The organism is Pseudochrobactrum kiredjianiae, from assembly GCF_030362795.1.
Taxonomy (GTDB): domain Bacteria; phylum Pseudomonadota; class Alphaproteobacteria; order Rhizobiales; family Rhizobiaceae; genus Pseudochrobactrum; species Pseudochrobactrum kiredjianiae.
The window spans coordinates 156,508-181,842 of the sequence record NZ_JAUCBM010000002.1; the positions used below are offsets into that span (position 1 = coordinate 156,508).

23 protein-coding genes are annotated in these 25,335 nt (G+C 49.6%); 10 read left to right on the forward strand and 13 right to left on the reverse strand.

Going from position 1 to position 25,335, the window contains the following annotated elements:
• Positions 1–70: 70 nt before the first annotated feature.
• The 6 genes from QUF18_RS06775 (at position 71) to QUF18_RS06800 (ending at position 6,835) form a co-directional block, all read left to right on the forward strand.
• Positions 71–1,534, forward strand: coding sequence for an efflux transporter outer membrane subunit (locus tag QUF18_RS06775; protein WP_289386325.1), 1,464 nt, complete (start codon positions 71–73; stop codon positions 1,532–1,534).
• 124 nt (positions 1,535–1,658) lie between these two features.
• Positions 1,659–2,888: an efflux RND transporter periplasmic adaptor subunit gene (locus QUF18_RS06780; RefSeq protein WP_289386326.1), complete on the forward strand. Its 1,230-nt coding sequence runs from the start codon at positions 1,659–1,661 to the stop codon at positions 2,886–2,888.
• A 2-nt stretch (positions 2,889–2,890) separates the two neighbouring features.
• Positions 2,891–4,867, forward strand: coding sequence for a MacB family efflux pump subunit (locus QUF18_RS06785; RefSeq protein WP_289386327.1), 1,977 nt, complete (start codon positions 2,891–2,893; stop codon positions 4,865–4,867).
• 278 nt (positions 4,868–5,145) lie between these two features.
• Positions 5,146–5,838 (forward strand): outer membrane protein, encoded by a 693-nt coding sequence (locus tag QUF18_RS06790; RefSeq protein WP_289386329.1) that lies wholly within the window; start codon positions 5,146–5,148, stop codon positions 5,836–5,838.
• Positions 5,839–6,141: 303 nt separating this feature from the next.
• Positions 6,142–6,297 carry a hypothetical protein gene (locus QUF18_RS06795; protein ID WP_289386330.1) on the forward strand — a complete coding sequence of 52 codons (156 nt, stop codon included), beginning with the start codon at positions 6,142–6,144 and terminating at the stop codon, positions 6,295–6,297.
• Positions 6,298–6,331: 34 nt separating this feature from the next.
• Complete coding sequence (locus QUF18_RS06800) at positions 6,332–6,835, forward strand: hypothetical protein (protein ID WP_289386331.1); 504 nt, start codon at positions 6,332–6,334, stop codon at positions 6,833–6,835.
• A gap of 79 nt (positions 6,836–6,914) precedes the next feature.
• On the opposite strand, the gene QUF18_RS06805 is transcribed toward QUF18_RS06800, so the two are convergent.
• The 6 genes from QUF18_RS06805 to QUF18_RS06830 form a co-directional block, all read right to left on the reverse strand.
• Complete coding sequence (locus tag QUF18_RS06805; RefSeq protein WP_289386332.1) at positions 6,915–7,280, reverse strand: hypothetical protein; 366 nt, start codon at positions 7,278–7,280, stop codon at positions 6,915–6,917.
• Between the two features lie 58 nt (positions 7,281–7,338).
• The gene (locus tag QUF18_RS06810; RefSeq protein ID WP_289386334.1) at positions 7,339–7,797 is read right to left on the reverse strand and encodes a hypothetical protein; all 459 of its coding nucleotides are present in this window, start codon (positions 7,795–7,797) and stop codon (positions 7,339–7,341) included.
• A 118-nt stretch (positions 7,798–7,915) separates the two neighbouring features.
• Positions 7,916–9,142: a chromate efflux transporter gene (chrA, locus tag QUF18_RS06815; protein ID WP_289386335.1), complete on the reverse strand. Its 1,227-nt coding sequence runs from the start codon at positions 9,140–9,142 to the stop codon at positions 7,916–7,918.
• A 133-nt stretch (positions 9,143–9,275) separates the two neighbouring features.
• The gene (locus QUF18_RS06820) at positions 9,276–11,063 is read right to left on the reverse strand and encodes an ABC transporter ATP-binding protein (protein ID WP_289386336.1); all 1,788 of its coding nucleotides are present in this window, start codon (positions 11,061–11,063) and stop codon (positions 9,276–9,278) included.
• Positions 11,064–11,141: 78 nt separating this feature from the next.
• Positions 11,142–12,245, reverse strand: coding sequence for an ATP-binding protein (locus QUF18_RS06825; protein ID WP_289386337.1), 1,104 nt, complete (start codon positions 12,243–12,245; stop codon positions 11,142–11,144).
• Positions 12,211–12,903 carry a response regulator gene (locus tag QUF18_RS06830; RefSeq protein ID WP_289386491.1) on the reverse strand — a complete coding sequence of 231 codons (693 nt, stop codon included), beginning with the start codon at positions 12,901–12,903 and terminating at the stop codon, positions 12,211–12,213. The genes QUF18_RS06825 and QUF18_RS06830 overlap by 35 nt, the downstream gene beginning before the upstream one ends.
• Before the next feature lie 183 nt (positions 12,904–13,086).
• On the opposite strand from QUF18_RS06830, the gene QUF18_RS06835 reads away from it, so the two are divergent.
• Together QUF18_RS06835 and QUF18_RS06840 are read left to right on the forward strand one after the other, a co-directional pair.
• Positions 13,087–13,809 (forward strand): GNAT family N-acetyltransferase, encoded by a 723-nt coding sequence (locus tag QUF18_RS06835; protein WP_289386338.1) that lies wholly within the window; start codon positions 13,087–13,089, stop codon positions 13,807–13,809.
• Positions 13,806–14,618, forward strand: coding sequence for an APH(3') family aminoglycoside O-phosphotransferase (locus tag QUF18_RS06840; RefSeq protein ID WP_289386339.1), 813 nt, complete (start codon positions 13,806–13,808; stop codon positions 14,616–14,618). The genes QUF18_RS06835 and QUF18_RS06840 overlap by 4 nt, the downstream gene beginning before the upstream one ends.
• 13 nt (positions 14,619–14,631) lie before the next feature.
• Here the strand turns inward: QUF18_RS06840 and QUF18_RS06845 are convergent, their stop codons facing one another.
• The gene (locus QUF18_RS06845; protein WP_289386340.1) at positions 14,632–15,396 is read right to left on the reverse strand and encodes a GntR family transcriptional regulator; all 765 of its coding nucleotides are present in this window, start codon (positions 15,394–15,396) and stop codon (positions 14,632–14,634) included.
• 368 nt (positions 15,397–15,764) lie between these two features.
• Here QUF18_RS06845 and QUF18_RS06850 point away from each other — a divergent pair, with 368 nt between their 5' ends.
• Both QUF18_RS06850 and QUF18_RS06855 read left to right on the forward strand, forming a co-directional pair.
• Positions 15,765–16,622 carry an EamA family transporter gene (locus tag QUF18_RS06850; RefSeq protein WP_289386341.1) on the forward strand — a complete coding sequence of 286 codons (858 nt, stop codon included), beginning with the start codon at positions 15,765–15,767 and terminating at the stop codon, positions 16,620–16,622.
• A 410-nt stretch (positions 16,623–17,032) separates the two neighbouring features.
• Complete coding sequence (locus QUF18_RS06855; RefSeq protein ID WP_289386342.1) at positions 17,033–17,626, forward strand: hypothetical protein; 594 nt, start codon at positions 17,033–17,035, stop codon at positions 17,624–17,626.
• Between the two features lie 127 nt (positions 17,627–17,753).
• Here QUF18_RS06855 and QUF18_RS06860 read toward each other — a convergent pair whose 3' ends face one another.
• The 6 genes from QUF18_RS06860 to QUF18_RS06885 all read right to left on the reverse strand — a co-directional run bounded on the left by QUF18_RS06860 (position 17,754) and on the right by QUF18_RS06885 (position 25,289).
• Positions 17,754–18,275 carry a GNAT family N-acetyltransferase gene (locus tag QUF18_RS06860; protein WP_289386343.1) on the reverse strand — a complete coding sequence of 174 codons (522 nt, stop codon included), beginning with the start codon at positions 18,273–18,275 and terminating at the stop codon, positions 17,754–17,756.
• 68 nt (positions 18,276–18,343) lie between these two features.
• Entirely contained in the window at positions 18,344–19,174 is an 831-nt protein-coding gene (locus tag QUF18_RS06865; RefSeq protein ID WP_289386344.1) for a PhzF family phenazine biosynthesis protein, read from the reverse strand.
• Positions 19,175–19,345: 171 nt separating this feature from the next.
• Positions 19,346–20,101 carry a class I SAM-dependent methyltransferase gene (locus tag QUF18_RS06870; protein WP_289386346.1) on the reverse strand — a complete coding sequence of 252 codons (756 nt, stop codon included), beginning with the start codon at positions 20,099–20,101 and terminating at the stop codon, positions 19,346–19,348.
• A gap of 19 nt (positions 20,102–20,120) precedes the next feature.
• Positions 20,121–23,231 carry an efflux RND transporter permease subunit gene (locus QUF18_RS06875; RefSeq protein WP_289386347.1) on the reverse strand — a complete coding sequence of 1,037 codons (3,111 nt, stop codon included), beginning with the start codon at positions 23,229–23,231 and terminating at the stop codon, positions 20,121–20,123.
• A gap of 10 nt (positions 23,232–23,241) precedes the next feature.
• Positions 23,242–24,351: an efflux RND transporter periplasmic adaptor subunit gene (locus QUF18_RS06880; protein WP_289386348.1), complete on the reverse strand. Its 1,110-nt coding sequence runs from the start codon at positions 24,349–24,351 to the stop codon at positions 23,242–23,244.
• Between the two features lie 170 nt (positions 24,352–24,521).
• The gene (locus QUF18_RS06885) at positions 24,522–25,289 is read right to left on the reverse strand and encodes an SURF1 family protein (protein ID WP_289386349.1); all 768 of its coding nucleotides are present in this window, start codon (positions 25,287–25,289) and stop codon (positions 24,522–24,524) included.
• Positions 25,290–25,335: the final 46 nt, after the last annotated feature.

Sequence of the window (25,335 nt, forward strand, 5' to 3'; positions counted from 1 at the left end):
AGACTGCAAACACGGCATGACAGCGGTGTTTGCATTGCTGTTTTTTATTTTTCAGGGATTTTGCCATTTCATGACTGTGCTGTTTCTGCGCCTGGCAACATTATCAGCGATGCTACCGGCTCTTGCCGCTTGCGTGGCCGTCGGCCCCGATTATCAAACGCCGTCAACCGTTTTGCCTTCGTCCTGGAGCGGGCAGAAAGCTGCTCCCGCCAAACCGGCGCAGCTCGCACAATGGTGGAAGCGGTTTAATGATCCGGTGCTCGATAATCTGATCGAACAGGCGGTCGCAAATAATAATGATGTCGTGAATGCTAAAGCCAAAATCCGCGAAGCCCGTGCTTCTGTACAACAGGCCGGCGGTGCGCTTTATCCGACATTGGACGGTAATGGCAGTGCTCAGCGCTCCAAAGCCAGCGGTGGCGGTGAAGGCACCAGTCTCAGTGCAGGTTTAAATACCAGCTGGGAAATTGATCTGTTTGGCGCCAATTATCGTGCAGTCGAGGCAGCCCGTTATGGTCTCGATGCCGAGCAGGAAAATATGCATGCGATACTGGTCACGATGATCGGTGATATCGCCAGCAATTATGCCGATTTGCGTGGTTTGCAGGCACGAATTGCGCTGACAGAGCGCACGGTTGCCTCGCAGCGCAAAACCGCCGAGCTGACCCGTACACGGTTTAATGCCGGTGATATTTCTGAAGTCGATCTCGCCAAAGCAGAAGGTGAGACCAGCAGTACGGAAGCCCAAATTCCAGAACTAAAAACCGCCTATGCCAAGAGCCTGCATCGCCTGTCGGTTCTCACCGGACAAGCACCGACGGCACTGACATCACTGCTGACCAAGCCAAAAGCTGTACCCAATGTACCTGCGATTGTGACTGCGGGTATTCCGGCAGATTTATTGCTCAATCGTCCCGATTTGCGTGTGGCTGAACGCGGCTATGCCCGTACAACAGCGACGATCGGGCAAAGACAGGCAGCGCTTTATCCGGGTATCAGCCTCACCGGTAGTATCAGCACCGCCGGTGCGCAAATCGGTGATCTGGGCAAAAGCTCATCAATTGGCTGGGGTATCGGCCCGAGCCTGAGTGTGCCAATTTTTAAAGGCGGTCAGCTCAATGCAGCGGTAGATATGGCAAAAGCCAGCCGTGATCAGGCCTTTATCAATTATCGCAAGACAATTTTGACCGCTTTGGAAGAAGTCGAAAACGCCAGCGTTTCGCTCAATCAGCGGCGTATTCAATATGCCAAGACGCAAAAAGCCGTAAAATCCTTCCGTCGCGCCACCGATCTGTCACGCGATCTCTACACAAACGGCTCCAGCAGCTTTCTTGATTGGCTGACAGCTGAGCGCTCGCTTTATTCGAATGAAGGTAATCTGATCCAGCTCAAAGTCAGCCTGATGCAGGATTATATCAATCTGCACAAAGCCCTTGGCGGCGGCTGGAACGGAACCATCAATGCGGACAAGCCTGAAATTCAGGACGGTTACACCGGCCCGCATTTGATTAAAGCATTTCCAGCAAAAGTGTGAAGCGGTTTTGTGTTGGATAATGCGGCAATAAAGAAATAGAGCGGTTCTGATCATTCAGTTTGAACTGAACCGCTCTACAAAAGACAACACCCTGACACCACAAGTGCAGGCTCACGAGGTATAGATGAACGGTCGTCCCAATAAGAAACGCGGTTTTGCTAAAAAATGGCTCTTCTGGCTGCTTGTAATCGCAGGGCTTGCTGCTGTTCTCTATTACTTCACCGCCGGTTATTTCAAAACCGAAGCCCCGAAAATCATGACGGCAACGGTGCATAAAGGTGATATTGAAACCACAGTGCTGGCCACAGGCATCCTGAAACCGGCGCGACTGGTGGCCGTCGGTGCACAGGCCTCCGGTCGTGTTCTGAGCCTGAGCGTTAAAGCCGGTCAGCAGGTTAAAAAAGACGACCTGATCGCCCAGATTGATGCCACCACCCAGCAAAATGAACTGCGTAAAGCCAAAGCGGACGAAGTTCGCAATCAGGCCGACCGTGAAGACAAAATTGCCAAGCTGGAATTGGCCAAACAGGATATGACCCGCCAGCAGCAGATGATTTCGCGCAACGCGATCTCCCGCGCAGATTTTGACAAGGCGGTCAGCACAGTCAAATCCGCGGAAGCACAGATTGCTTCGGCTGATGCACTGATTGTGTCCTCGAAAATTGCAGTTGAAACGGCAGAAGCCAATCTCGGCTATACCCAAATCCGTGCCCCGATTGACGGCACCATTCTGGCAACCGTTGTGCAAGAAGGCCAGACGGTCAATGCGGTGCAATCGGCACCGACCATTGCCATTATCGGTCAGCTCGACACGATGACGGTTGAGGCTGATATTTCCGAAGCCGATGTGATCAATGTTAAAGAAGGTCAGGATCTGTATTTCACAATTCCGGGTCAGAGCGACAAGCGCTATACCGCGCAATTACAGACACTGGAGCCTGCACCGCAATCCATTGTCAGCGATAAAAGCTTTGGCACGAGCAGCGCTGCCAGCAGCAGCACCGCGAGCGCTTCGGCGATTTATTACAAGGGTATTTTCGACATTGCCAATCCGGACGGCGTGCTGAAGACCTATATGACAGCTGAAATTCACATTATTCTCGGCAGCGCAAAAGATGTGTTGCTAATCCCCTCCACCGCTTTGTCCGAGCCGGACAAAAAAGGCCAGATCACCGTCAGTGTGATGGGTAAAAACGGCATAATCACCCAAAAACCGGTTGAAACCGGCCTCAATGATAAGGTTATGGTGGAAATCCGCTCCGGCCTGACCGAGGGTGAAAAAGTTGTTACCGGTGATAATGCCGGCGGGCCTGCTGTTCCGCGCAGCAATCGCGGCCGCTCCATAAGGTTTTGATAATGGGTAAGCCACTGATTACCCTTGAACACCTGTACCGGCACTATCCTTCGGGTGATGGTTTTACGACCGTATTGAAAGACGTTAACCTGACAATCGGCCATGGAGAAATGGTGGCGATTGTCGGTGCGTCAGGCTCCGGCAAATCCACACTGATGAATATTCTGGGCTGTCTCGACCGTCCGAGCGAAGGCAAATATTTCATTTCCGGTCGTGAGACATCAGACCTTGATGCCGATGAGCTTGCTCAATTGCGCCGCGAGCATTTCGGCTTTATTTTTCAGCGCTATCATCTGCTCAACGAGCTGTCTGCCGTCGGCAATGTGGAAATTCCGGCAATTTACGCAGGCCACAGCCGCGAAAGCCGTCAGGAACAAGCCGTCCATATTCTCGACCGGCTGGGCATGGGGGATCGCACCCATCACCGCCCGGGGCAGCTTTCCGGCGGGCAACAGCAGCGCGTTTCAATCGCCCGTGCTTTGATCAACAATGCCGATATTATTCTGGCTGACGAACCAACCGGCGCGCTGGACACTCACAGCGGTGAAGAAGTTCTGAAAATTCTTGAAGAACTGCATCGCGAAGGCAAAACCATCATCATCGTCACCCATGATCGCAATGTGGCAGCCCGTGCTGAACGCATTATCGAGATCAGTGATGGTGAGATTATTGCAGACACAACGCGGGAACCCGCAGAACCAGCACCCGAAAAGCCTGTCAGCGATATTGCCACCGGCGGACTGAAAACCAATGGCAATCAGTCATCGATCGGCACCTTAGCCGACCGCTTTAGCGAAGCTTTTCTGATGGCGCTGCGCTCTATGAATGCGCATCGGTTACGCACATTTCTGACCATGCTCGGCATTATTATTGGTATTGCTTCGGTGGTTTGCGTGGTTGCGCTCGGAAAAGGCTCACAAAAACAGGTTCTTGACCAGATCAGTAGTCTCGGCACCAATACGCTGGAAGTCTTTCCCGGCCGTGGTTTCGGTGACAGGATGTCTGCCCGCATCACAACCTTGACGATTGATGATGCTAACCAGCTTGCCAAACAGCCATATATTATGGCCGCAACGCCGACGGTTTCCACATCAACCACAGCACGCTTTCAGGGCATTGAAGCCAATGCGCTCGTCAATGGTGTGAGCGATCAGTATTTTGTCACCCGTGGCAGCAAACTGGCGGAAGGCCGCTTCTTCGACGAGCAGAGCACACATGATATTGCACTTGATGCGGTGATTGATGCCAATACCCGTAAAACCCTGTTTGCCAATTTTGAAGGCAGTCCGGTCGGGCAGATCATTATTCTGAAAAATGTGCCGGTGCGGATTGTCGGTATTATCCAGCCGGAACAAGGCGGCTTTGGTTCCAGCGAGAACCTGTCGATCTATCTGCCCTACACGACCGTGCAAACACGTATGACCGGTTCGCGGGTTCTGCGAAGCCTGACACTGCGCATTAATGACGATACATCGCCGGAACTTGCAGAAAAAGCCGTCACCGCGTTTCTGATCCAGCGTCATGGCGAGCAGGATTTCACCATTCTGAATACTGATGACATCCGCAAAACCATTACCAGCACCACACAGGCGCTGACACTGCTTGTATCTGCCATTGCGTTAATTTCCCTGCTGGTTGGCGGCATCGGCGTGATGAATATTATGTTGGTTTCGGTATCAGAACGGATTAACGAAATCGGTGTGCGGATGGCCGTTGGCGCAAGACGCAGCGATATTTTGCAGCAATTTCTGATTGAGGCGGTACTCGTCTGTCTGATCGGCGGTATGCTGGGCATCGCACTGGCGATGAGCTTCGGCTGGATCTTCAAAATGTTCAACACACCGTTCGAGCTGATCTATTCGCCGTTCTCGATTATCGCAGCCTTCATCTGTTCAAGCCTGATCGGTATTTGCTTCGGCTTCCTGCCGGCACGCAATGCCTCCAAACTCGATCCGGTAGCAGCGCTGGCACGCGATTAAAGGCAAAGATAAAATCAATTTTCAGGGAGTTTTCGGCCATTCCCCCTGAAAAACCTTACAGTTATCCATAAAATATTTTTCAAAGAAAAAATCACAGTATAGATATAAATTTTAAGTGAATTACATTCAAATATTCGCAATAGTAAAAAATAAAATTTATTTTCTAATTAATATAAAACAGTAAATACAATTATTGAAAATTACATGTTGCATTTCTGTTACATCATTAATTTCAAAAATAAATATACTTCTAAATATACTTAAAAGGAGTATTGTTTATGAAAAATAAATTTTTATATTTAACAGTAGCTATATTTATCTCCGGTGTGAATATTACTCATGCCGCTGACGTTGTATATCAAACTCCGGAAGCCCCAGCATATGACGAAGCTACAATCTGGGGCGGCGCCTATATTGGTGGCCAGATTGGTTACAACTGGGCAACGTCTAAGTTAAGCACCGGGTTCCTTAATGACGACTTGAAAGCAAGTCCGTCCGGTTTCATCGGCGGTGTTTATGCCGGTTATAACTGGGAATTTTCCAACGCTTACCTCTTCGGTATCGAAGGTGACGTTAACTATGCTGATCTGAGCAAAACGACGAATACAATCATATCAGCCGTTAATGTAGAATATACACCGCGCGTTGAGTTTGAAGGCGCTGTCCGTGCGCGCTTTGGCGTCAATTATGATCGCTGGCTGCCATATATCGCCGGTGGTGTCAGCTTTGCGCGGGTAAAAGACTTTGTTGCAGTAACAAACGCTACCAGTCGTAATTCTGTTGAGCAGTCCGATACACGTGTTGGCTTTACCATCGGTGCGGGTGTTGATTATTCCCTGACGAACAACTTATTATTGCGTGCTGAATATCGCTATGCCGACTACGGTAAAAAGTCATTTGGTGACGGCGATGATGATAAAGTTAAATTAACAACCAATAATGTGCGTCTGGGTATCGCTTATAAATTCTAATCTCAGCATATAATTTCACAGTTTCAATTTATAGTCGCAAGAAATGCATGCCTCAGGAACTGTGAAAGTCGAAATTTCATTATAACATCTCTGGAATATTATTCAGGACGAATATTCCGGAGATTTTTTTGAATAAAAACAGAGTAAAAATCCAAAATATGAATCCAAAAAATAATTCAAAATTCCAGTCAGTAATCTTGCTTTTAAAATAGCTCTTCGTCTAATAGCACTCTCAAATTCTAAAACTTCTTTTGCATTGAAGGAAGCAAGGATTTTACAGCTCAAACTTGCAAAGAGTGCTCAATGTCCCTGATCGATATCTTTTTTATCGTTATACCACTCGTCATTGCTATGATTATTGCGCTTCTTGTAAGCCTCAAGATGCTGCGCAGAGAATATTATTGGGCAGTCATTCCCTTTGCAGCAATCGCGATGATCACGCTTCTGCTCACAGCCTGATGATTGAAATACCAGCTAATCATCTTAACGGTGCATGATGCTCACTCTGCTTTACGCAATCAGTTTGTGGTATTTCTCACTGCCCGCTCCTCCCTCAACACCACCGGATATGTGCCTGGTTGAGGATGGCGATATTGCGCTATCACAAAAATCAATTGAAGCCTGGACATTGCTCTATGCAAAATGCTCCTGCTTCATTGCTCTTGCCGGCTCAGATCAGAGTGAATTTTCAATTGTTATGGTCAAAGCATCTGCCGACCAGAAACAGCCGCGTTTATCCGCGATGCTGTCGGTTGCACAGGCTTTTCCTGAAACTACAGGTGAGCTGCCCGTTGTTCTTAATGGCCGCAACATATCCGCAACGGCCACCCCTTTGGCCGGCACTTTGACTGTTGAACTCGACGGCGCAACAGACTGGATTGCCGCCATATCCGAAGCAAAAACACTCCAAATTGGTAATTATCACTTTACATCCGCTCAGTCTAAAACTGCAATGCAGGAGCTAAAAACCTGCTACGCGGGTCTGAAAGGCAAATAAAAAGGCAACAGATTATCATCTGCTGCCTTTCACATTTTCTGATTATTCAATGATCTGCAAAACACAGTAGGACACGTAATTACTGCTTGGTCAGCATTTCATACTGGCTGCAATGGGCAGCAACAGTTGATCCCATTGCTGTCGCAATGTCTGTCAGAGAAACAGTCTGCGAACCGTCATAGCTATTGCCTTTGACACCTTCCGCTTCGTATTTCTCACTTGTCGCCGCATCTGAGGCCGCGGGAAGCATTGTGATGATTTTCTCATAGGCAGCAACGGTTTCAGCGGGAGCATGACCATTTTCTACACAATATTTAATCAGACCAAGCTGATTGCGGGCAGAATTATAAACCTGATCGCTTTGCGCATCCGCAAAAGAAACAGCAGACAAAACCGGCAACTGGATCAGTGCCACTGCAACAACAGATAAAAATTTCATATTCATGAGAAAATCCTGTTTATAGGAAGAATAATGGAATGATCATACGTATTAAGAACTGGTCTTACTGGCCACTTTTCTGCTTAGCAATCATGCGTCCCAAAGTCACCTGAGATTTATACTGCTTACAGACTGCTTCCACATCAACATTATTGGCTTCTGCGAGCTCTTCAAGAGGCTGTTCATCCCCCTGCAAATAAGAAATACCATCACGCCCCTTTTGCTCATGCAGATCAGCCTCGTCTGAATCCGGCACTTCGCCGTAAATCTCATCAATACCGACCTGGAAAAACTCTTCGGAATCCTTATCCAGCAGGCCTTTGTCACTACAAAAGGCGATAATGCCAAGATCATTACGCTTTTCGAGATAGGAAGGATCGATACTGTCCTGTGCCTGCACAGCACTGCCGGTCATGGCAGTGAACAATGAAAAAGTAACAGCTGCAGAAAGATAGTAGCGGCGCATGTTGTCCCCCGTTTCGAGTGTATAGTCAAAAACATCGGGGAAACCTGCTATTTTCAAAGCCTCTCCCGTCGCCGGTTGTATTCTCATTCCCTTCAGACAATACAACCGTATCTTGCTGCGCAATGAGCTTTCCCGCGACAAAAGTCAATGCGGTTTTACACTCTTTTAACTCCCTTCAGATGGCCGTTATCATGCCCGCACCGGCCAACAGAACAACAATAATCCACGGCTGTATCTTCCAGACTGTCAGTAACAAAAAGCCGGTGAGTGCCAGCGCAAAATCCTGCGCAGTCAAAATCGCGCTTGTCCATAGCGGATTATACAATGCAGCGCCTAGGATACCGACAACGGCCGCATTGGCACCACGCATCGCAGCCTGTGCTGTCTGGCGCCGCCGCAGCCTGTCCCAGAACGGCAATATGCCATAAACCAACAGCAATCCTGGCAGGAATATCGCGACCAGCGCAATCAGAGCGCCCACAATCCCGTTGGGTTGCGGTTGCATCACAGCACCAAGATAAGCGGCAAATGTGAACAACGGCCCCGGAACGGACTGTGCCAGCCCGTAACCGGCCAGAAACACTTCATTACTCACCCACTGCGGCGCAACCACCTCGGCTTGTAACAATGGTAAAACCACATGCCCGCCACCAAAAACCAGCGCACCGGCACGATAAAACGCATCAAAAAGCATAAAACCTTGCTGACCGGTGATGACAGCCAGAAGTGGCAGTAGCGCGAACAAGACAGTAAACAGAATTAAGGCAGATATGGCAGTATTGCGCTTAACGGGGAATTTAAACGAACCTGCCGGAACGGTGCCATAATCACGGCACAACCACAGCCCCAGCAATGCCCCGCTGATGATCGCAGCGAATTGTGACACTGCTCCCCCGACAAAAACCAGCACAGCAACCGCTATTAAAGCTATGGCTGCACGTGGTTTATCGGGTGTCAGGCTGCGAGCCATACCCCAAACTGCCTGTGCAACAATGGCAACGGCCACCAGTTTCAAACCATGCAGCAGGCCATCAGCAGAAGAGCCTGCCAGAGATGTTGCACCTAAAGCCAGCACCACCAGAACGAGGGCCGAGGGCAGCGTAAATGCCAGCGATGCAGCCAGCCCGCCGGGAAGACCATTGCCACGCAACACACCCAGCGCAAAAGCCACCTGACTGGATGCTGGCCCTGGCAAGAACTGACATAACGCCACCAGATCGGCATAACCTGCTTCATCAATCCATTTGCGGCGCACAACAAGCTCATCTCTGAAATAGCCCAGATGAGCAACCGGCCCGCCAAAAGATGTCAGGCCAAGTTTAAGAAAAACACGAAACACCTCCGAACAAGAGCCTCTGTTGGCAGCTGTTTCAGAACTGCTGACATCATCTGACTGCACCATATCCTGTTCACAAATTCCCGTTTTGCTTTCTGCAGACTATTTCTGGTTCTCCAGACCATGTCAGCTCATAATCAAACACAATGTCAGCCACATGACACAAAGTCTAAAACGTCCCTTCGAAGCACCAAACGCATCAGGAGCCGGATTTAATCAGTGCTGCATAGACACCGTTTAGGCGCTCCAGTTCTTCATGTGTGCCTCTTTCAACAATTCTTCCCTGTTGCAGAACAACAATCTGATCCGCCCGTCGAATAGTCGATAAACGATGCGCAATGGTAATGGTTGTGCGATCTTTGGACAGGTTGGCCAAAGCAGCTTCCATCGTCCGTTCTGTCTTCGTATCCAGCGCACTTGTTGCCTCATCCAGCAGCAGCACCGGCGGATTACGCAAGATTGTGCGTGCCAGAGCAAGGCGCTGCTTTTCACCACCGGAGAAGCGATAGCCGCGGTCACCGACAATCGTATCATAGCCCTCAGGCAGTGCAGCGAGACTATCGTGAATCTGTGCGATCTTTGCCGCATTGATCAGTTCTTCATCCGTTGCTTCCGGCTTTGCAAAACGTAGATTTTCTGCAACCGAGGCATAAAGCAGATAGGGCTCCTGTGTTACCACACCCAGCATATCCGCCAATGTATCAAAGCTCAGGTCACGAACATCAATACCATCATAGCGGATAGAACCGCTCCCAACATCATAGAGCCGCGCCAGCAGATAACCCAGCGTGGTCTTGCCCGAGCCCGTTGAACCGACAATCGCAACACTTGAGCCCGCAGGCACATCAATGCTGATCTCAGACAAAGTCGGCTTTTCACTCTCAGGATAAGAGAAACTCACATTTTCAACACGCACGGCGCCCCGCATCTGAGATTTATCAAAGGTAACGGCATCCGCTGTTTCTTTAATCTCAACCGGCTTATCAAGATATTCAAACACTCGGGTGAATAAGGCGCGGGTCTTACGTACCTCACGCCCGATCGACAGCAATTCTTCCAGCGGCCAGAGCAATTGCTCTTGCAAAGCAATCATGGCAACCAGCGTCCCGATCGTAACCGGAACACTGCTATTCATCAGAAAACCGCCAAGCAGCAAAGTCAGCGCAGGAAGAATGGACAAGATGAGATAGATCATCTGCCATTGCCATTCACCGGCCGTATGCGAACGTACTTCAAGGCGCGCCACATCCTCGGATGTGCGGGTAAAACGTCGTGTCAGATGTTCCCCCCGCCCCATCGTACGTGCCAGAATAATACCGGAAATGGACAAAGATTCCTGCACGGCTGCAGACATATCACCAAGACGCACCTGCTGCTCATGCGTGATTGTTTCACGCAATCTACCGACACGATCACTCAGCAGGATCGATACCGGCACCGCAATCATAGAAAACAGCGCCAGACGCCAATCCAGAAAAAACATCGCGACTGCGGTCATCACCACAACACTGGTATTACGTGCCAGTTCGTTGGCTGTATTAGTGACCAGCGTTTGCAAGCCACCAATATCACTGGCAATGCGCGACTGAATCTCACCGGACCGCGTTGCCGCAAAAAACGACAAGGACAGTGATTGCAAATGCGAATAAAGCCGCACACGCAGATCATGCATAATCGATTGACCGATCTTGGTGGACATCACGATCTGCAATGTATTCAACCCTGCAGAAAGGGCAGCAATGCCAACCAGACCACCGGCAAGATAAATCAGCAATTGTATATCCGCTTTAGGCAAGGCTTCATCGATAATAGCGCGCAGCAAAAACGGCGATGCCATACCGACAGCAGAGCCAAACAGCAGCAAAATAACCACGCGCAAAACCTGCCGCTTATAGGGCTTAAACAGAGCTAAAATTCTGCCAGCCGACACATGGTTTGCAGCCAGATCGTGATAGGCATCATCTCTTGAAAAGTCAGTTTCAGACATAGGTATTTCCCGGCCAGCAAGGCCTGTTCGTAAAATCTGTACGGCACTTGCAGAAGTGCCCAATTTGTATTTTGGAATTTAGTGCGTTGTGCCGTGATCACGCTTGGGCAGCGGCAAAAACACCTCAACAATGATGCCGCAGCCCGCATTCGGCCTGATCTCAGCCTTGCCGCCATGGCTTTCAGCTATCGCGCGTACCACTGAAAGTCCGAGCCCTGAGCCGCCACGGGCGCGGGTGCGGGATGTATCCGCCCGCCAGAAGCGCTCGAAAGCATGGTCATACTCATCCGGCAGCAAACCGGCACCGGTGTCACTCACCCGCAATACAGCGTAGTGATCAATGATCAGTGTTTCTACCCGCACATCAGACCCTGCTGCATAGCGGCAGGCATTTTCCAGCAAAGCTAATAAGGCTTGTCTCACCCGCGCTGCATCGGCCTTAATCCACACAGGTTTGAATGCGGTTTCGAGCGTGATATCAGCAATCGCCAGATCCGGTGCCATGGAGCGCAGCACAGCCGTCGCTTCCGCGGCAAGATCCACGGATTGCGTTGTCAGCTCCAGTTTGCTGGCCGAAAACAAGCCCAATACGCGCAAATCTTCCACCAGTCGTGACAGTCCGTCGACATGCGCGACCAGAGAGTCAAATAACTCAGGACCCGGTGTAAACACCCCGTCATTCAAGCCCTGTAAACGGCCGCGCAAAATTGTCAGTGGCGTGCGCAATTCATGGGCTATCGCCGTATTCGAATAACGCAGCTCTGCTTCTGCCGCTTCAAGACGTGCAGCCATCGCATTAAAATCTGTCAGCAGCTGTTCGGCTTCTCCGAAGCTTTTTCCATTTTCCATTGCACGGGCGCTGAAATCACCTTCTGCCACCGAGCGTGCCGCCATGCCGACAGCAGCGAGCGGAGCGGTAATTTTTCTGGCCAGACGCCAGCCAACGACAGCAGCAGTCAGCTGCCCGATCAGGATAATGCTGCCAAACACAACAAGATCGAAAGCCGTCCAGTCATCAGGATAGGGCGTTTTGGGAAACAACCAGTCATAAACGGCGAGAAAGATCATCCAGCCAAAAAACATGGCTGCAAGGGCAACAATATTGACGATCGTCATGGCCAGAACGATCTTCCAGATCAGACCATTCTTAAACAAAGCGATCCTCCAACCGGTATCCGACACCGCGCACACCAGTCAGCTGATTATCAATACCCGCCTCATGAAGCTTACGGCGTAATTTACTGATATGACTGTCGACAGTGCGATCGACGGCATCGCCCTCCGGCAGACAGGCATCAACCAGTTCACCACGCTCGAACACACGGTTCGGCCATTGCGCCATATGGGCAAGCAGGCGGAATTCTGTGCGGGTCAGATCAAGATTGTGTCTTTGATGGTTGACCTCGGCAATGGCTGTATGGGCATCCATATCGATCAACAATGCGCCGACCCTCATAACGCTTTTGCGATTATGGCCCGCACGCCGCAACACGACTTTTGCCCGTGCCACAACTTCCAGCGGATTAAACGGTTTCACAACATAATCATCGGCACCACTGCGCAAAGCCTGAAGCTTATCAATATCTTGCGCAAGTGCTGTCACCATAATAACCGGCGTGTCACCACGCTGGCGCAAGACAGACAAGACCTCAAAACCATCCTGACGCGGCAGCTTGACATCCAGCACCACCAGATCAGGCTTCAACCGCAAATGATGCGATAAACCCGTCTCGCCGTCACCGGCACTTACCGTGCGAAATCCCTCGCGCTCAAAATAGCGGCGAAGAATATCTGCAATTTCCGGCTCATCTTCAATGATGAGTATAAGCGCATTCGTCATAGCCAATGGGTGCCTTTCCTGAATAATAAAATCAGGCATTCCATGCCAGCCGTCAATCTGCGGCGTCGTTTCTGCACACAACCTACACAATCACTACACATTGCCCGCACAAAAACGCTATTAATGAATAAGGGATACCAGCGCGGCTTTTATTCTGTCCTGCATGCATCATGAGAGACCCCCATGTTTTCACCCATCATTACCGAGCTTTGGCAACAGTCCTTTTCAAAAGGTGATCTGCTTTATAAGGACGCTGATATTTCAATTTATGCCGATCATGAGCTGGATGAGGATGAGAGCGGCACCATCCTTGCAACAAAGAATAAGATCGCTGTCAGCCTCCATCCGCAACTTGCCAAGCGCTTGGATCTAAACTCTGCGCCAATATCTGATCAGAGTTTCAGACAGAAACTCACAGAGCATAATATTGGCCTGCATGGTGCTGACTATCTCTTTTACTTCCCAGCCGGCGCAGCAGCAGCGCTTGCCCCGCAATCCCGCACAGTGCGCCAGTTGACTACAGCCGATAAAACCACCTTTGCAGAATTTTGCGCCGTATCTTCTGAAGACGATCTGGATGCCGCTTATGTGGAACTCGATCACTGGCTGGTTTTCGGTGCTTTTGAAGGAGATCGCCTTGTTTGTGCTGCCAGTATGTATCCCTGGCAAGAATCCAAGCTGGCCGATATGGGGGTGCTGACGCTGTCAGCCTATAGAGGCAAAGGTTATGCACGCGATACAGTCCATGCGATCAGCAGACATGCTGCATCTCTGGGATATGAACCGCAATATCGCTGCCAGTTGGATAATCAGGCTTCGGTTTCTCTGGCAATATCTGCCGGACTGATCCAGTTCGGCACATGGGATATTATTCTCCCTACAAACAAAACAGATATTTTTTTATGAATGATCTACGCGAAATCAGTGCTGAATTTCCGGAACTGCCGGACCATATTTTTAAGCTTGTGCAGGGTCGCCTTGCCAAGCGCAATGTCGTTGGAATGTCCGGTGGTACAGTCTACAGGCTCTATGGCGTAGCTGGTGAGCCAGATCTCTATCTCAAATATGGCAGTGGATCAGTTGCAGCTGATATTGCCGATGAAATGGCACGCCTGAACTGGCTGGGACAATATATAACCGTGCCGCACGTGGTTGCTTTCACAATACAAGAGGGGCAGGCATGGCTATTAATGTCAGCTTTATCCGGCCGTACCGCCTATCAACGCTTGAGCGAAGAGCCGGAAGCGCGTCCGCAGATTGTCGCTGCGCTTGCGGATTTCTTACGTCAAATTCACGCTATTCCCGCTCGATCCTGTCCATTTAACAGCGATCATCATTTGCGTCTTGCTCACGCATATCAGCGCTTAAAGGCCGGAAGCGTCGATACAGATGATTTTGGTGCGCTTTATGAAGGGCAGACAGCCCAGCAGGTCTGGGATGACATAACAGCTCTGTTACCGTTACAAACAGAGGCTGTTGTCACCCACGGTGATTTCTCACTTGATAATATCCTGATGGATGGCGACAAAGTCATCGGCTGTATTGATACCGGCCGCGCTGGCCTTGCCGACCAATATCAGGACCTTGCTATTTTATGGGATTGCCTTGGTGAATTCAGCCCCGCCCTTCAGGAGAGGCTGTTTCAAACCTATGGTATTACAACACCCGATCAGAAGAGATTACGTTTTCATCTTGGATTAGATGAGTTTTTCTAAGTACGGTGCCAATTTAATTGGCACCGCCTTTATTATTTCCCTCGTTTAATTCATGAATTTCATTATTTGCAGTTATAACGAGATCCACATGCTTATCGACGAATTGCGCTACCAAATCAAAGTCACGATTGAGCACAGCCTCTTTTAATTCTGTATATGTTTCTATTGCGTACAGAGTACGAAGTGCTTGCGACTTGTGCACCGCATCGGCAAACTCCTGCCACTCTACGGTTGGCATTAATATTCTTAACCCGCGACCATGCCTCCGGATATGTTCAGTTGTCAGGGTATAAAAACGTTTCAACCACGGTGCACGATGCGCCGCAAGGAGTGCGCTATCAAATGCATCATGTGCCTGCGCCCAGGCAATGAAGCCTTCAATTCTGCATGCATCATCAGCAGGGGATGGTTCCCGCACAAAACAATAATGCATTGCAACGATGTTTGCTTCCCAGCTTTTATCTCCGAAAAGCATTGCCTCTTTCAAAAGTTGCTGTTTGATTAATCGCCTTGCCCGATACAATTCCATCATTTCTTCAATGGAAACCGGCGAGACAACATAACCTTTATTCGGATGTAATATTACTAATCTATCAGCTTCCAGGCGTTTCAACGCTTCACGCAGCGGCGTTGAGCCAACATTATATTGCTTTTGTACCCAGGTCATTTTCAGAGGAGTATCAGGGGGAATTGTTAAATTTAAAATATCTTTTTTTAATAATTCATAAGCGCAATCAACTTTTGATAATTTATCGTTTTGCAAAACATTCCCCTTCATAAAACGCCCCCCCAACATAATATATAATTTGTAATATCTTATTTATATATGATGGAGATTTGCATTGGTATAGCCCCCGCTTGCCCTCCGTCTCAGCCCATGCATGCACTTTTTCACGTGCGTCAACAATCTCGCGCTAAAGCAGTCATAGTGCTTCGTCAAGAAACTCCGGCGAGAAACAATAATGGTGATAAAACAATCATCAAGCTCTCATAAGAGCTGCTGAAGCGGATATAAAAATTACAACTACAATCCACAATCTTCTGATCTCAACAACGAGTTGAAATTTATCAAAGACAGACGTAAGGACAGCGTTTCCCGTCTCTGAGCGCGCGCTCGCGGGACGTTTATGAAAGTGCAGGCATAGTATGGACGCGGTTCACATTGAACGGAGCAGCGAAAGCAAACAAACATTCACAGCGATCGGGCTGACACTGGCAGCAATGATCAGCATTCAGCTGGGTGCCGCTATCTCCAAACCAATTATGCAGCAATTAGGCACCTTCGGCACCACCTTTGTCCGTCTGTCTTTTGCCGCAATCATTCTCCTGATCTGGATACGTCCGTCCTTCCATAGTTACAATCGCTCGCAATGGCTCTCCGCTTTCTCACTCGGCGCATCCATGGCTTTTATGACCATGTGCTTTTTTGCAGCCATCGAAACTATTCCGCTTGGCCTCGCCGTCGCTATTGAGTTCATGGGACCTTTGCTGGTCGCTACACTCTATGGCAGCGGCAGATTTCGCCTCATCTGCCCGATGATCGCCGCAGCAGGAATTATCTGTCTCACATCCGGCAGCAGCCTGTGGGGCAATGATATGACCGGCATGCTCTTTGCCTTCTGTGCCGCAATCGGCTGGGGTGCCTATATTATCCTGACAAAACGTGCGGGCGAGAAGTTTCAGGGATTGGAGGGGCTTGCAGTCTCCATGATGTTTGCCGCTCTTGTGGCATTACCGGTCGGCACCGGACAGCTCTATACAAATTTCAGCACCGAAGCCTTTATTATGGCCGGTTTACTGGCGCTGTTGACGCCGCTTATTCCCTATGCGTTTGAATTTATCGCATTACGTAATTTGAAACCATCAGCCTTTGGCATTCTCGTCAGCCTTGAACCTGCAATCGGTGCAACGGTCGGCTTCCTTATGCTGCATCAGGCTCTGTCCCTTGTGCAGGTTACAGGCATTGCACTGGTCATCACAGCAAGCGTTATTAGTACGCGCTGACACTATAAAACCGACATCCAACGCACTGGCCTGAAGAAAAATTCAGGCCAGTGTTTCACGGGAATCATTTTGCAAGAGAGTTGCCCTTGCAAAATGATTTTTATTTAAATTAAGCTGATTTTATTATTATAATATTGAAAACAATTATCCACAAGCCAAGCATTTGAATTCTAAATGAATAGCAAAAAAATTCTCTCAAAATATCCAGATCATCACTTTGTATTATTGACATAAAATAGTGATTGAAAATCGAATATTAAACTATATTTGTTCTCGTTTTTAAATTTATCATCAAAATTCTAATTTTTATTCGAATAAGATAAATTTAATTGTGTTTCTCTCAAGAAATACGAAAGCATAAATCAACATTCAATAGATATAATCAAATGAGATATTTCGAGGGGGGAAGTATGCGTTCGCCATACTTTATTCTATGTATACCTGTGCTGGCTTTGCTGCTCACCGCTTGTCAGACAACAAAACCGATTGCGATGTCTGTTAATGCCACTCCGACAGCTTCCGGTATTAAAAACGGTGATATGCTTGCCCCGCAACGTGCATCCGGTCAGGATATTCCGCAGCTGCGCGGGCAGGAAATGGTCACCATCCGCACTTATGAGAGTATTAAAAAACCTGACGTTCAGTTCGCCACCCTCACGGAAATAGAGGGCGTTACCTGCGAGATTGAAAGCGACGGCTATAAGGCCAGCGTTAAAACACCGGCAGAAGTGCGCGTGCCGAATTACGGCTATGCATCAAGGCTGATTTCCGCCCGATGCAATGCCCCCGGTTATAAAACCGGATTTGAAAGCATCAAAGCCTATAATAAAACCGGAGAGCAACGCATGAGCAGTGCCAGCGGCGGCGGTCTGGCTGGTGTTGTACTTGTTGCCATGATTCATGCCGCAACAGACGAAAAGAAGCATGAATTTGCCTATCCGCTGCTAAAAGTGACGATGACTAAACCCATCACTGCAACCACAAAACAAGTCGCCCGCAAATAAAACCGACCGGAGCAATCATTTCGTGGGTTGTAAAACTGCGACCTTCTCACCTGAGGAAACTCCCCAGGTGAGAAGGCTTTCTGATGCGGAGAGAAAAGACCTTTACTCATCCGCCAATCAATTGCAATTACAGATGGCGTTCCAACAATTGTCCCGGCCAGCCCTCAACATCAAAGGTTGAAAGCCGTGTATAGCCGCAGCTTTCGTAAAAGCGCACTAAAGAGCCGTCACCGCCGCCATAGCAATCCACCCGTATATAGTTCAACCCTGCTGCGCGTGTCTGCTCTTCGGCAAAAGCCATTAAACGCCGTCCGATACCACGCACCTGCGGATCGCGGGAAGCGATCAGCAATAATACATAATTTTCAGGTCGTGTTGCCGCCGCCACATAGGGCATGGCATCGCCCAGCACAACAGACCCGCAAATGCCCAGTTCCGCATCTTCAGCAACCCATGCACCGGGCAGAGAGCAGGCATCCGTTATGCGCTGCACCCGCTCCGGAGAAATTGACCATGGTTCACTACCCCACTGACCTTCATTGCCGATACTGACAAACCATGCAATCACCTCATCGAAAATACGTAAAACCGCAGGTGCATCGGCTGCACTTGCGCGCCTGATTGTCAGCTCATCTGTTTTTAAACGCATTACACTGAACTCTCCCATTATCCGGTTGTCCCTCTGAACCGGCATCAAATTTCATTGTCACACAATGCTCAGGGCATCAGCCTTGCCATGCCGGAGACACGGATAGAACCACCCTTTGGTGTGAGGATATCCGCGTGCAGTCTTGAACGCATGCCCATATCCTCACCCTGAATAATGTCAATCGCACCATGATGCGGCCAGTTCACATCACGTAAATAGCCTGCAAGCGCGGCGGTGGCTGCACCTGTCGCAGGGTCTTCATAAACGCCGCCCGCTGCAAAAATATTGCGTGTATGAAACAATTGTGGTGTCTCGGCATAGCTCAGCACAATTGTGACCCAGCCGTTTTTCAGCATCAATGCGCGACCACTATCAAAATCGTAATGCATTGCACTCAAAGTTTCACGTGCATTGAGCGTCAGGGAAACATGGTCCGCACCACCATGGATCAAAGCGGGCGGCAAATCAGGATTGAGATCACGTTCCGTCAGCCCAAGCAAATCCAACGCCTCTGCAATCTGCTTCGGTGAAGCCGGTTTGCTGAAAGTTGGCGGCGATTGCAGGGCGGCTTTCAGGACATCGCCTTGACTGCTCCCTTCAACCGTAATCCGGCTTTGATTGAGAATAAGCGGAAAAATGCCGTCTCCCTCGCGCATTGCAAGTGCAGCCCCTAAAGCAATCGTGGCATGCCCGCAAAACGGGACTTCAAAAGCCGGTGCAAAATAGCGCGTACGCCAGCCATCTTCTGTGCGTGCCGCAAAAACAGTTTCAGAAAAGCCGACCTCTGCCGCCACCTGCTGCATGATTTGCGCTTCCGGCAATGTTTCAGCAATCACTACACCGGCAGGGTTGCCGCCATCATTGCCCTCGGAAAAAGCCGCGATCCGTAAAACTTCCATTTTTCTCCCCTCCCCGCACAATCTCTATCTCGCCCCAAATCAGAGCACTCAACGACGAGACATAAAATCAGCTTCCCTGCCTATACAAATGAATTCTTTTTGAAGTTCAATCACCGGCTTTGCCGCGAGCTCCGATACAGCTGTGGAACCGGCAGTTTTGAAGATGATCTGTCATAGGCCTGCTTTCCAAGACCCTAAGGGGATAATTTCAACGGCATCCCCATGATAAGGATTGCCCTGCCAATCACCAAACCAATGATTCACGTGAAGCTTCGCCTGCGCGACCAGCGCTGCAATCTGTTCTTGTGTGGGAAAAGCAATCCGCGATTTCGATGAACAGATCCGTCCATCCGCTATGACCTCATAATAAGTGCCGTATTCGACAATCATCTGCTGCGGATAAAAACTATAGTCATTCCAAGCATTTACAGCACCAAAATCCGGATGCTCAATGGTGCGGCCGGATTCTTGCGGGTTCCACTCCTGCCATTCTTTAATCTTCGGGTTGCGGCTGTCGAAAATGAATTTGCCGCCTTCCGCCAGATGCCGCTCAATTGTTTTGAGCAATGCCAGCTGGTCTTGTGCAGTCAAAAACACCTGAAAAGCATGGCCGCTCAACAGGATGAGATCAAACTTCTCATTCAGATTCAGACTTGCCGCATCACTCTGCACCCATGTGACCTGATCACCGCCCTGCCGTTGTCTTGCAATATCAAGCATCGGCTGTGCCGGATCTGCACCGGTTACGCGTTTTGTACCGTCAGCAGCAATGGTGGCAGCCAGCAGTCCGGTGCCGCAGCCAATATCCAGAACAGAACGGGCATCCGCCGCAAGCTTCAGTAAAAACGCACAAGCTGGGCTCCATTCATTTTCAAGATCGTAGAACTGTGCCAGTTCCGGATCATGATACAACTTGTCACTCTTCATGCGTTTCACTCTTCTGTCTTCATATCGTCTTGCTGTTTAGCACCGTATTATCCTGAGTACTTAACATTACGTCGCCTTGCAAACGATCATCGTCCGTTACAGATGTCAGGCTGCCTAACCTTCTGCTCAGCCAGAGCTTCAGATCATCCATGGCGGTAAACATCACCGGCACAAAAATCAGGCTGAGTGCAGTGGAAGTAATTAGCCCACCGATCACCGCAATCGCCATCGGCGCACGGAAACCTGCATCTCCGCCAATCCCAATCGCAGCCGGAACCATACCCGCCACCATCGCAATGGTGGTCATGATAATCGGCCGCGCACGCGTCATACCTGCTTTCAGCAATGCGGCATGGCGATCCAGTCCTTCCTTGCGGCATTCAATTGCAAAATCCACCAGCAAAATCGAGTTTTTGCAGACAATGCCCATCAGCATCAAAATGCCGATAACTGATGGCAGATCAAGCGCCGCGCCATAGAGCAGCAAGCCGAGCGCTGCACCGCCGATGGATAGCGGCAATGCAATCAGGATTGTTAAAGGCTGCAGAAAATCCTTAAACAACAGGACCAGAACGGCTGTAACCATCAAAATACCGGTCAGCAAAGCCAGCCCGAAATTACTGAACATCTCCGTCATATATTCAGCATTGCCATATTCAATCTGGCTCACACCTTCAGGTAGTTCTTTATAGGCGCTCAGCTGTGCAATCGCATCCAGAGCCGTGCCCAATGTCGCACCATTATTGAGATTAGCCTCTACTTCAATCAAACGCTTACGATCAAGCCGCTCCACACGGCTCTCGGCAGAACCGAATGTAATATCTGCAACAGAGCTTAAAGGAACCGGCGTTCCGCTTGCCGTTGCCACTTTCAAACTGCGCAACATATCCAGATCACGACGGGCAGACCCTTCCAGCAAGACGCGGATCGGTATCTGCCGGTCGCCGAGATTGAACTGCGCCGAATTGGAATCTGTTTCACCCAAAGTCGCAATACGGGACACAAGCCCGATTGCCGCCGGAGACACCCCCAGACGTGCAGCCTCATCAAGACGCGGTATAACGTGCAATTCCGGTGCCGGCAGCGGCTCAGACGAGACAACACTGGCAAGCTGCGGCAATGTCCGCATTTGTGCCTCCAGCGCCCGTGCAGCGCGGGTCAGCGCTTCACCATCATTGCCAACAAGGGCGACCGAGACTTCTTTGCCGCTGTCATTAGTGAAAGTGAACTGAATATCCGGCACTGCAGCAATGAGCGGACGCACTGCTGCTTCAAACTCTTTCTGACTTATTCCACGCTCTTCACGCGGCTTCAGATTAATCAGCAGCGAAAAATCGCTGACACTATCCGATGCGGTGGCCAGAACGTCCTTAACCTCAGGCCGTTTCAGCAACTGCGCGGTCATCATATCCGCAACCCGGGCTGTCTCTTCCAGTCTGGAGCCCGGTGCCAGCGTAATCTTGACCTGTGAGGCATTGGTATCGCTTTGCGGCATAAAACCCGTTGGCAGCAGGGAAAGCAGATAGACAGAACCGGCAAAAATCATCGCAACAAGAGCAAAAGTCGTTTTGCGTTGCTTGAGTGTCCAGCCCAGTAGCTGCAAATAAAAACGGCTCAGCCATGACGGTTCGGCCGGTTCAAGCACAGCTTTATGCGGTTGTAGCAAATAGGCCGCCATTAGCGGGGTTAACAGGCGGGCAACCGCCAGTGAAACCAGCACGGCAATGGCCACAGTCAGCCCGAATTGCTTGAAATATTGCCCGACGGCACCGCCGATAAAGCTCACCGGCGCGAAAATGGCAACAATAGTCAGCGTGGTAGCAACGACCGCTAATCCGATTGCATCCGATGCCTCAAGAGCTGCAATATAAGGCCGTCTTCCCATATGCACGTGACGCTCGATATTCTCGATCTCGACAATCGCATCATCAACAAGAATGCCGATGACCAGCGTCAGTGCCAGTAAACTGATGCTGTTGAGCGTGAAATCCAGCCAATACATAGCGGCAAAAGTCGGCAGAATGGATAAAGGCATCGCGACGGCCGCGATCAGCGTTGCGCGCCAGTTCCGCAAAAACAGAAAGACCACAACAATGGTCAGCAATGCGCCTTCAATCAGTGCGGTGATCGCATTATTATAGCTTTGCAACGTATATTCAACGCTTGAGCTCAGCTCTTTAATCTCCGTTTCCGGATATTGCTGACGGATCTGTTTCAGATGCTCTTTAACCCGCTCAGCAACAACTGTATCACTATAGCCTTTGGCGCGTGACACGGAGAAGCCAACCACCGGCTTACCATCAAGATGTGAGAAACTGCGCGCTTCAGAAGCACCATCTTCCAGTGTTGCAATTTCACGCAGCGGTATCCAGCGGTTGCCCGGAAGAGCAATCGTCAAACGCGATAATTCCTCAACATTTCTCGCACTCGCAAGGGTACGTACAGTTTGCTCTCTGTCGCCAATATTACCACGGCCGCTCGGAACATTGACATTGAGTTCGCGTAACGCGCTATTGACCTGATCCGCAGAAACGCCCAGCGCCTGCAGCCGCTCCGGCTTCAGAACAATCCGGATTTCACGATTCACACCGCCCAGCCGCTGCACTTTCTGCACACCGGTAACCGTCAGCAATTCACGGGTAATCGTATCATCCACAAACCACGACATATCCACGTCAGATTTTTGCGGAGCAGAAATCATATAATAAAGGAACGCACCGCCTTCGACATCGATGCGGGTAACAACAGGATCCTGAATGGTCTGGGGTAAATCCGTCCTGATCTGCGCAACAGCTTCACGCACATCATTGGTCGCGCGATCAGGGTCGATGCCAAGGCGGAAATCAATCACGGTGTTCGACACACCGTCAGCGATAGTCGAGCGGATATGTTTCACACCTGCAATGCCGGAAACAGCGCCTTCAATACGTCGTGTCACCTGTGTTTCCATCTCGGATGGCGCGGCACTCGCCTGTGTCACCGTGACATTGACCACCGGAAAGGACACATTCGGATTGGCGTTGATCGGCAACTTATTAAACGCCATCCAGCCAGTCAATGTCAGCACAATAAACAACACAAGAACCGGCACCAGCTTGCGGATTGCCCAGGCAGAAATATTACTGGTCATTGGAAATCTCTCACAATATCCGGTCTGGTGCCGCTGTTACAGTTTCACCGTCACGTAGCAAAGGCCCTGCTTTTTCAATAATCTGATCACCGGTCTGCAGGCCGGAGCGGATTTCAACCTCGCCATTTTTGTACAAGCCGAGCGCTACTTTACGCTTTACTGCTTTGCCATGGCTGATGATAAAGACTGCGGCGTCTGAAACGGCAGAACCATGTAAAATGGCTGAATCCTTAACCAGAATGGCCTGGTTTTGAGCGATAACCACCTCGGCTTTGCCGAAACTGCCGGAAAAAAGAGACGCGTTTTCTCCACTCACAGTAATATAAATACTGCCTAACCGTGTTTGCCGGTCAATTTTGGGGGAAATTAAACGGATATGTCCTTTTGCAAGTGTTCCGTCCGGCAAACTCAATTGTGCGCTTTGGCCTGTTTTCAGAAAGCGCAATTCACTTTCCGGCACTTCTGCAGCAAATTCAATTTCACCATCACGGATCAGATTCACGAGCGCATTATTTCCGGCAAGCGCTCCGGTACGGGCATTGCGCTCCGATACAATTCCGCTGACAGGCGCGTAGAGCACGGCCCGTTCGCGCTCGCTTTTTGCTTCCGCCAGTTGCGCTTCAGCTTGTGCCAGCTCGGCAGCCGTGACCGCAGTTCCCTGCTCGGCAATACGGAATGCCGATAGTTTATCATCATAAGACTGCTCACTGACAGCCCCATTACCACGCAAGCGCTTTGTGCGATCCAGATTAGACTGTGCCTGCGCCTGTGTGGCTTGTTGCTGCGCCAAGGCTGCACTGGCACGGGCTACACGCCCTTCATGCTCTTTGAGTTTAATATCCAGCTTTATTGTATCAAGCCGCAACAGCACCTGCCCTGCGCGAACATGATCCCCAACCTCAACCTCGACAGCTGCAATGCGCTGATCCTGTAAACTTGTACCAACAGCCACTTCTTCTCGCGGGGCAAACAGCCCGTTAAAGGTCAGTTTCCACTCAACCGTTTTCTTCTGAGCAATTATAGTTGAAACAGTGCGGGCAGGCACCAGAGCTTCCGCAGAGACCTGTTCTGGCAGAAATAAAAACGAAACGGCAAATGCGAGGCAATGCAGAAACCTCATAAATCGATACCTTTTATGTTGAACACCAGACAAAAATCAGGAGAGCAACACAAATAGTATGATTGTTAAGTTATAGCGGAGAGAATACGGGCGGTCTGTGTAAGGGTTTTTAAGTTCCTTCTTAATCTTTATGCCAACATCTGTAATTCTGTTTGTTCGAAATTAAAATTTTAACTTATTGATATTATTATATTATTTTTGTTTTTCATTTCATGGCGAATAAAAAACACTGCCATTGCTAAAACCATAAGCGCTAGTACAAACCAGGTCAGCGCATAAACCAGATGGTTATCTGCAAATTTAACCACAGTCAGTCCGCCTTCAGGGCGATCAGCAGTATTTTGTTCAGCATTGGCATCAATAAAGTAGTCAGGCACATTTTTTAGTTTTGCCCGTTCAGCAAAAACCTCAATGTCACGCGCGTGCCAGATGTTCTTTTCCGGATCATTCTGACGCAAAAAGAACCCTTTAGGCTCAGTCAGTCTCAAAAGACCGGTTACGGATGTTTCACCATCAATCTGCCCGCCAGCGCGGTTCTCTGGAGCTCGCTTTGCTGATGGTACATAGCCACGATTGATATAGATAACCTCCCCGCTATCACGCTGAAACGGCGTTACAATCCAGTAACCTGAACCTCTTTCTGTCAGAGCTGCAACGGCGGTTTCTTTATCATTGAGATAATGCCCTGTGACACTGACAGCGCGATATTCCAATGCTTTTTTGTCTGCCTGTTGCCAGTTGCTCAGATCCGGCGCTGCGATTGGGGTTGCATGAATATTTTGCTCTACCCGTGCAATCAGATCATGTTTCCAGCCAAGGCGCTGAATTTGCCAGCTTCCAAGGGCTGTCAAACCACTGACGAGCAGACCAGCGATGACAGCGACCAGCATAATTTTGCCGCGCCTGGTTTTCACCGATGATGTCTGATTATCAGTCATAATTTATCCTTAAGTGCCATTTGTTTGATATGGCTTAGTTATGCTG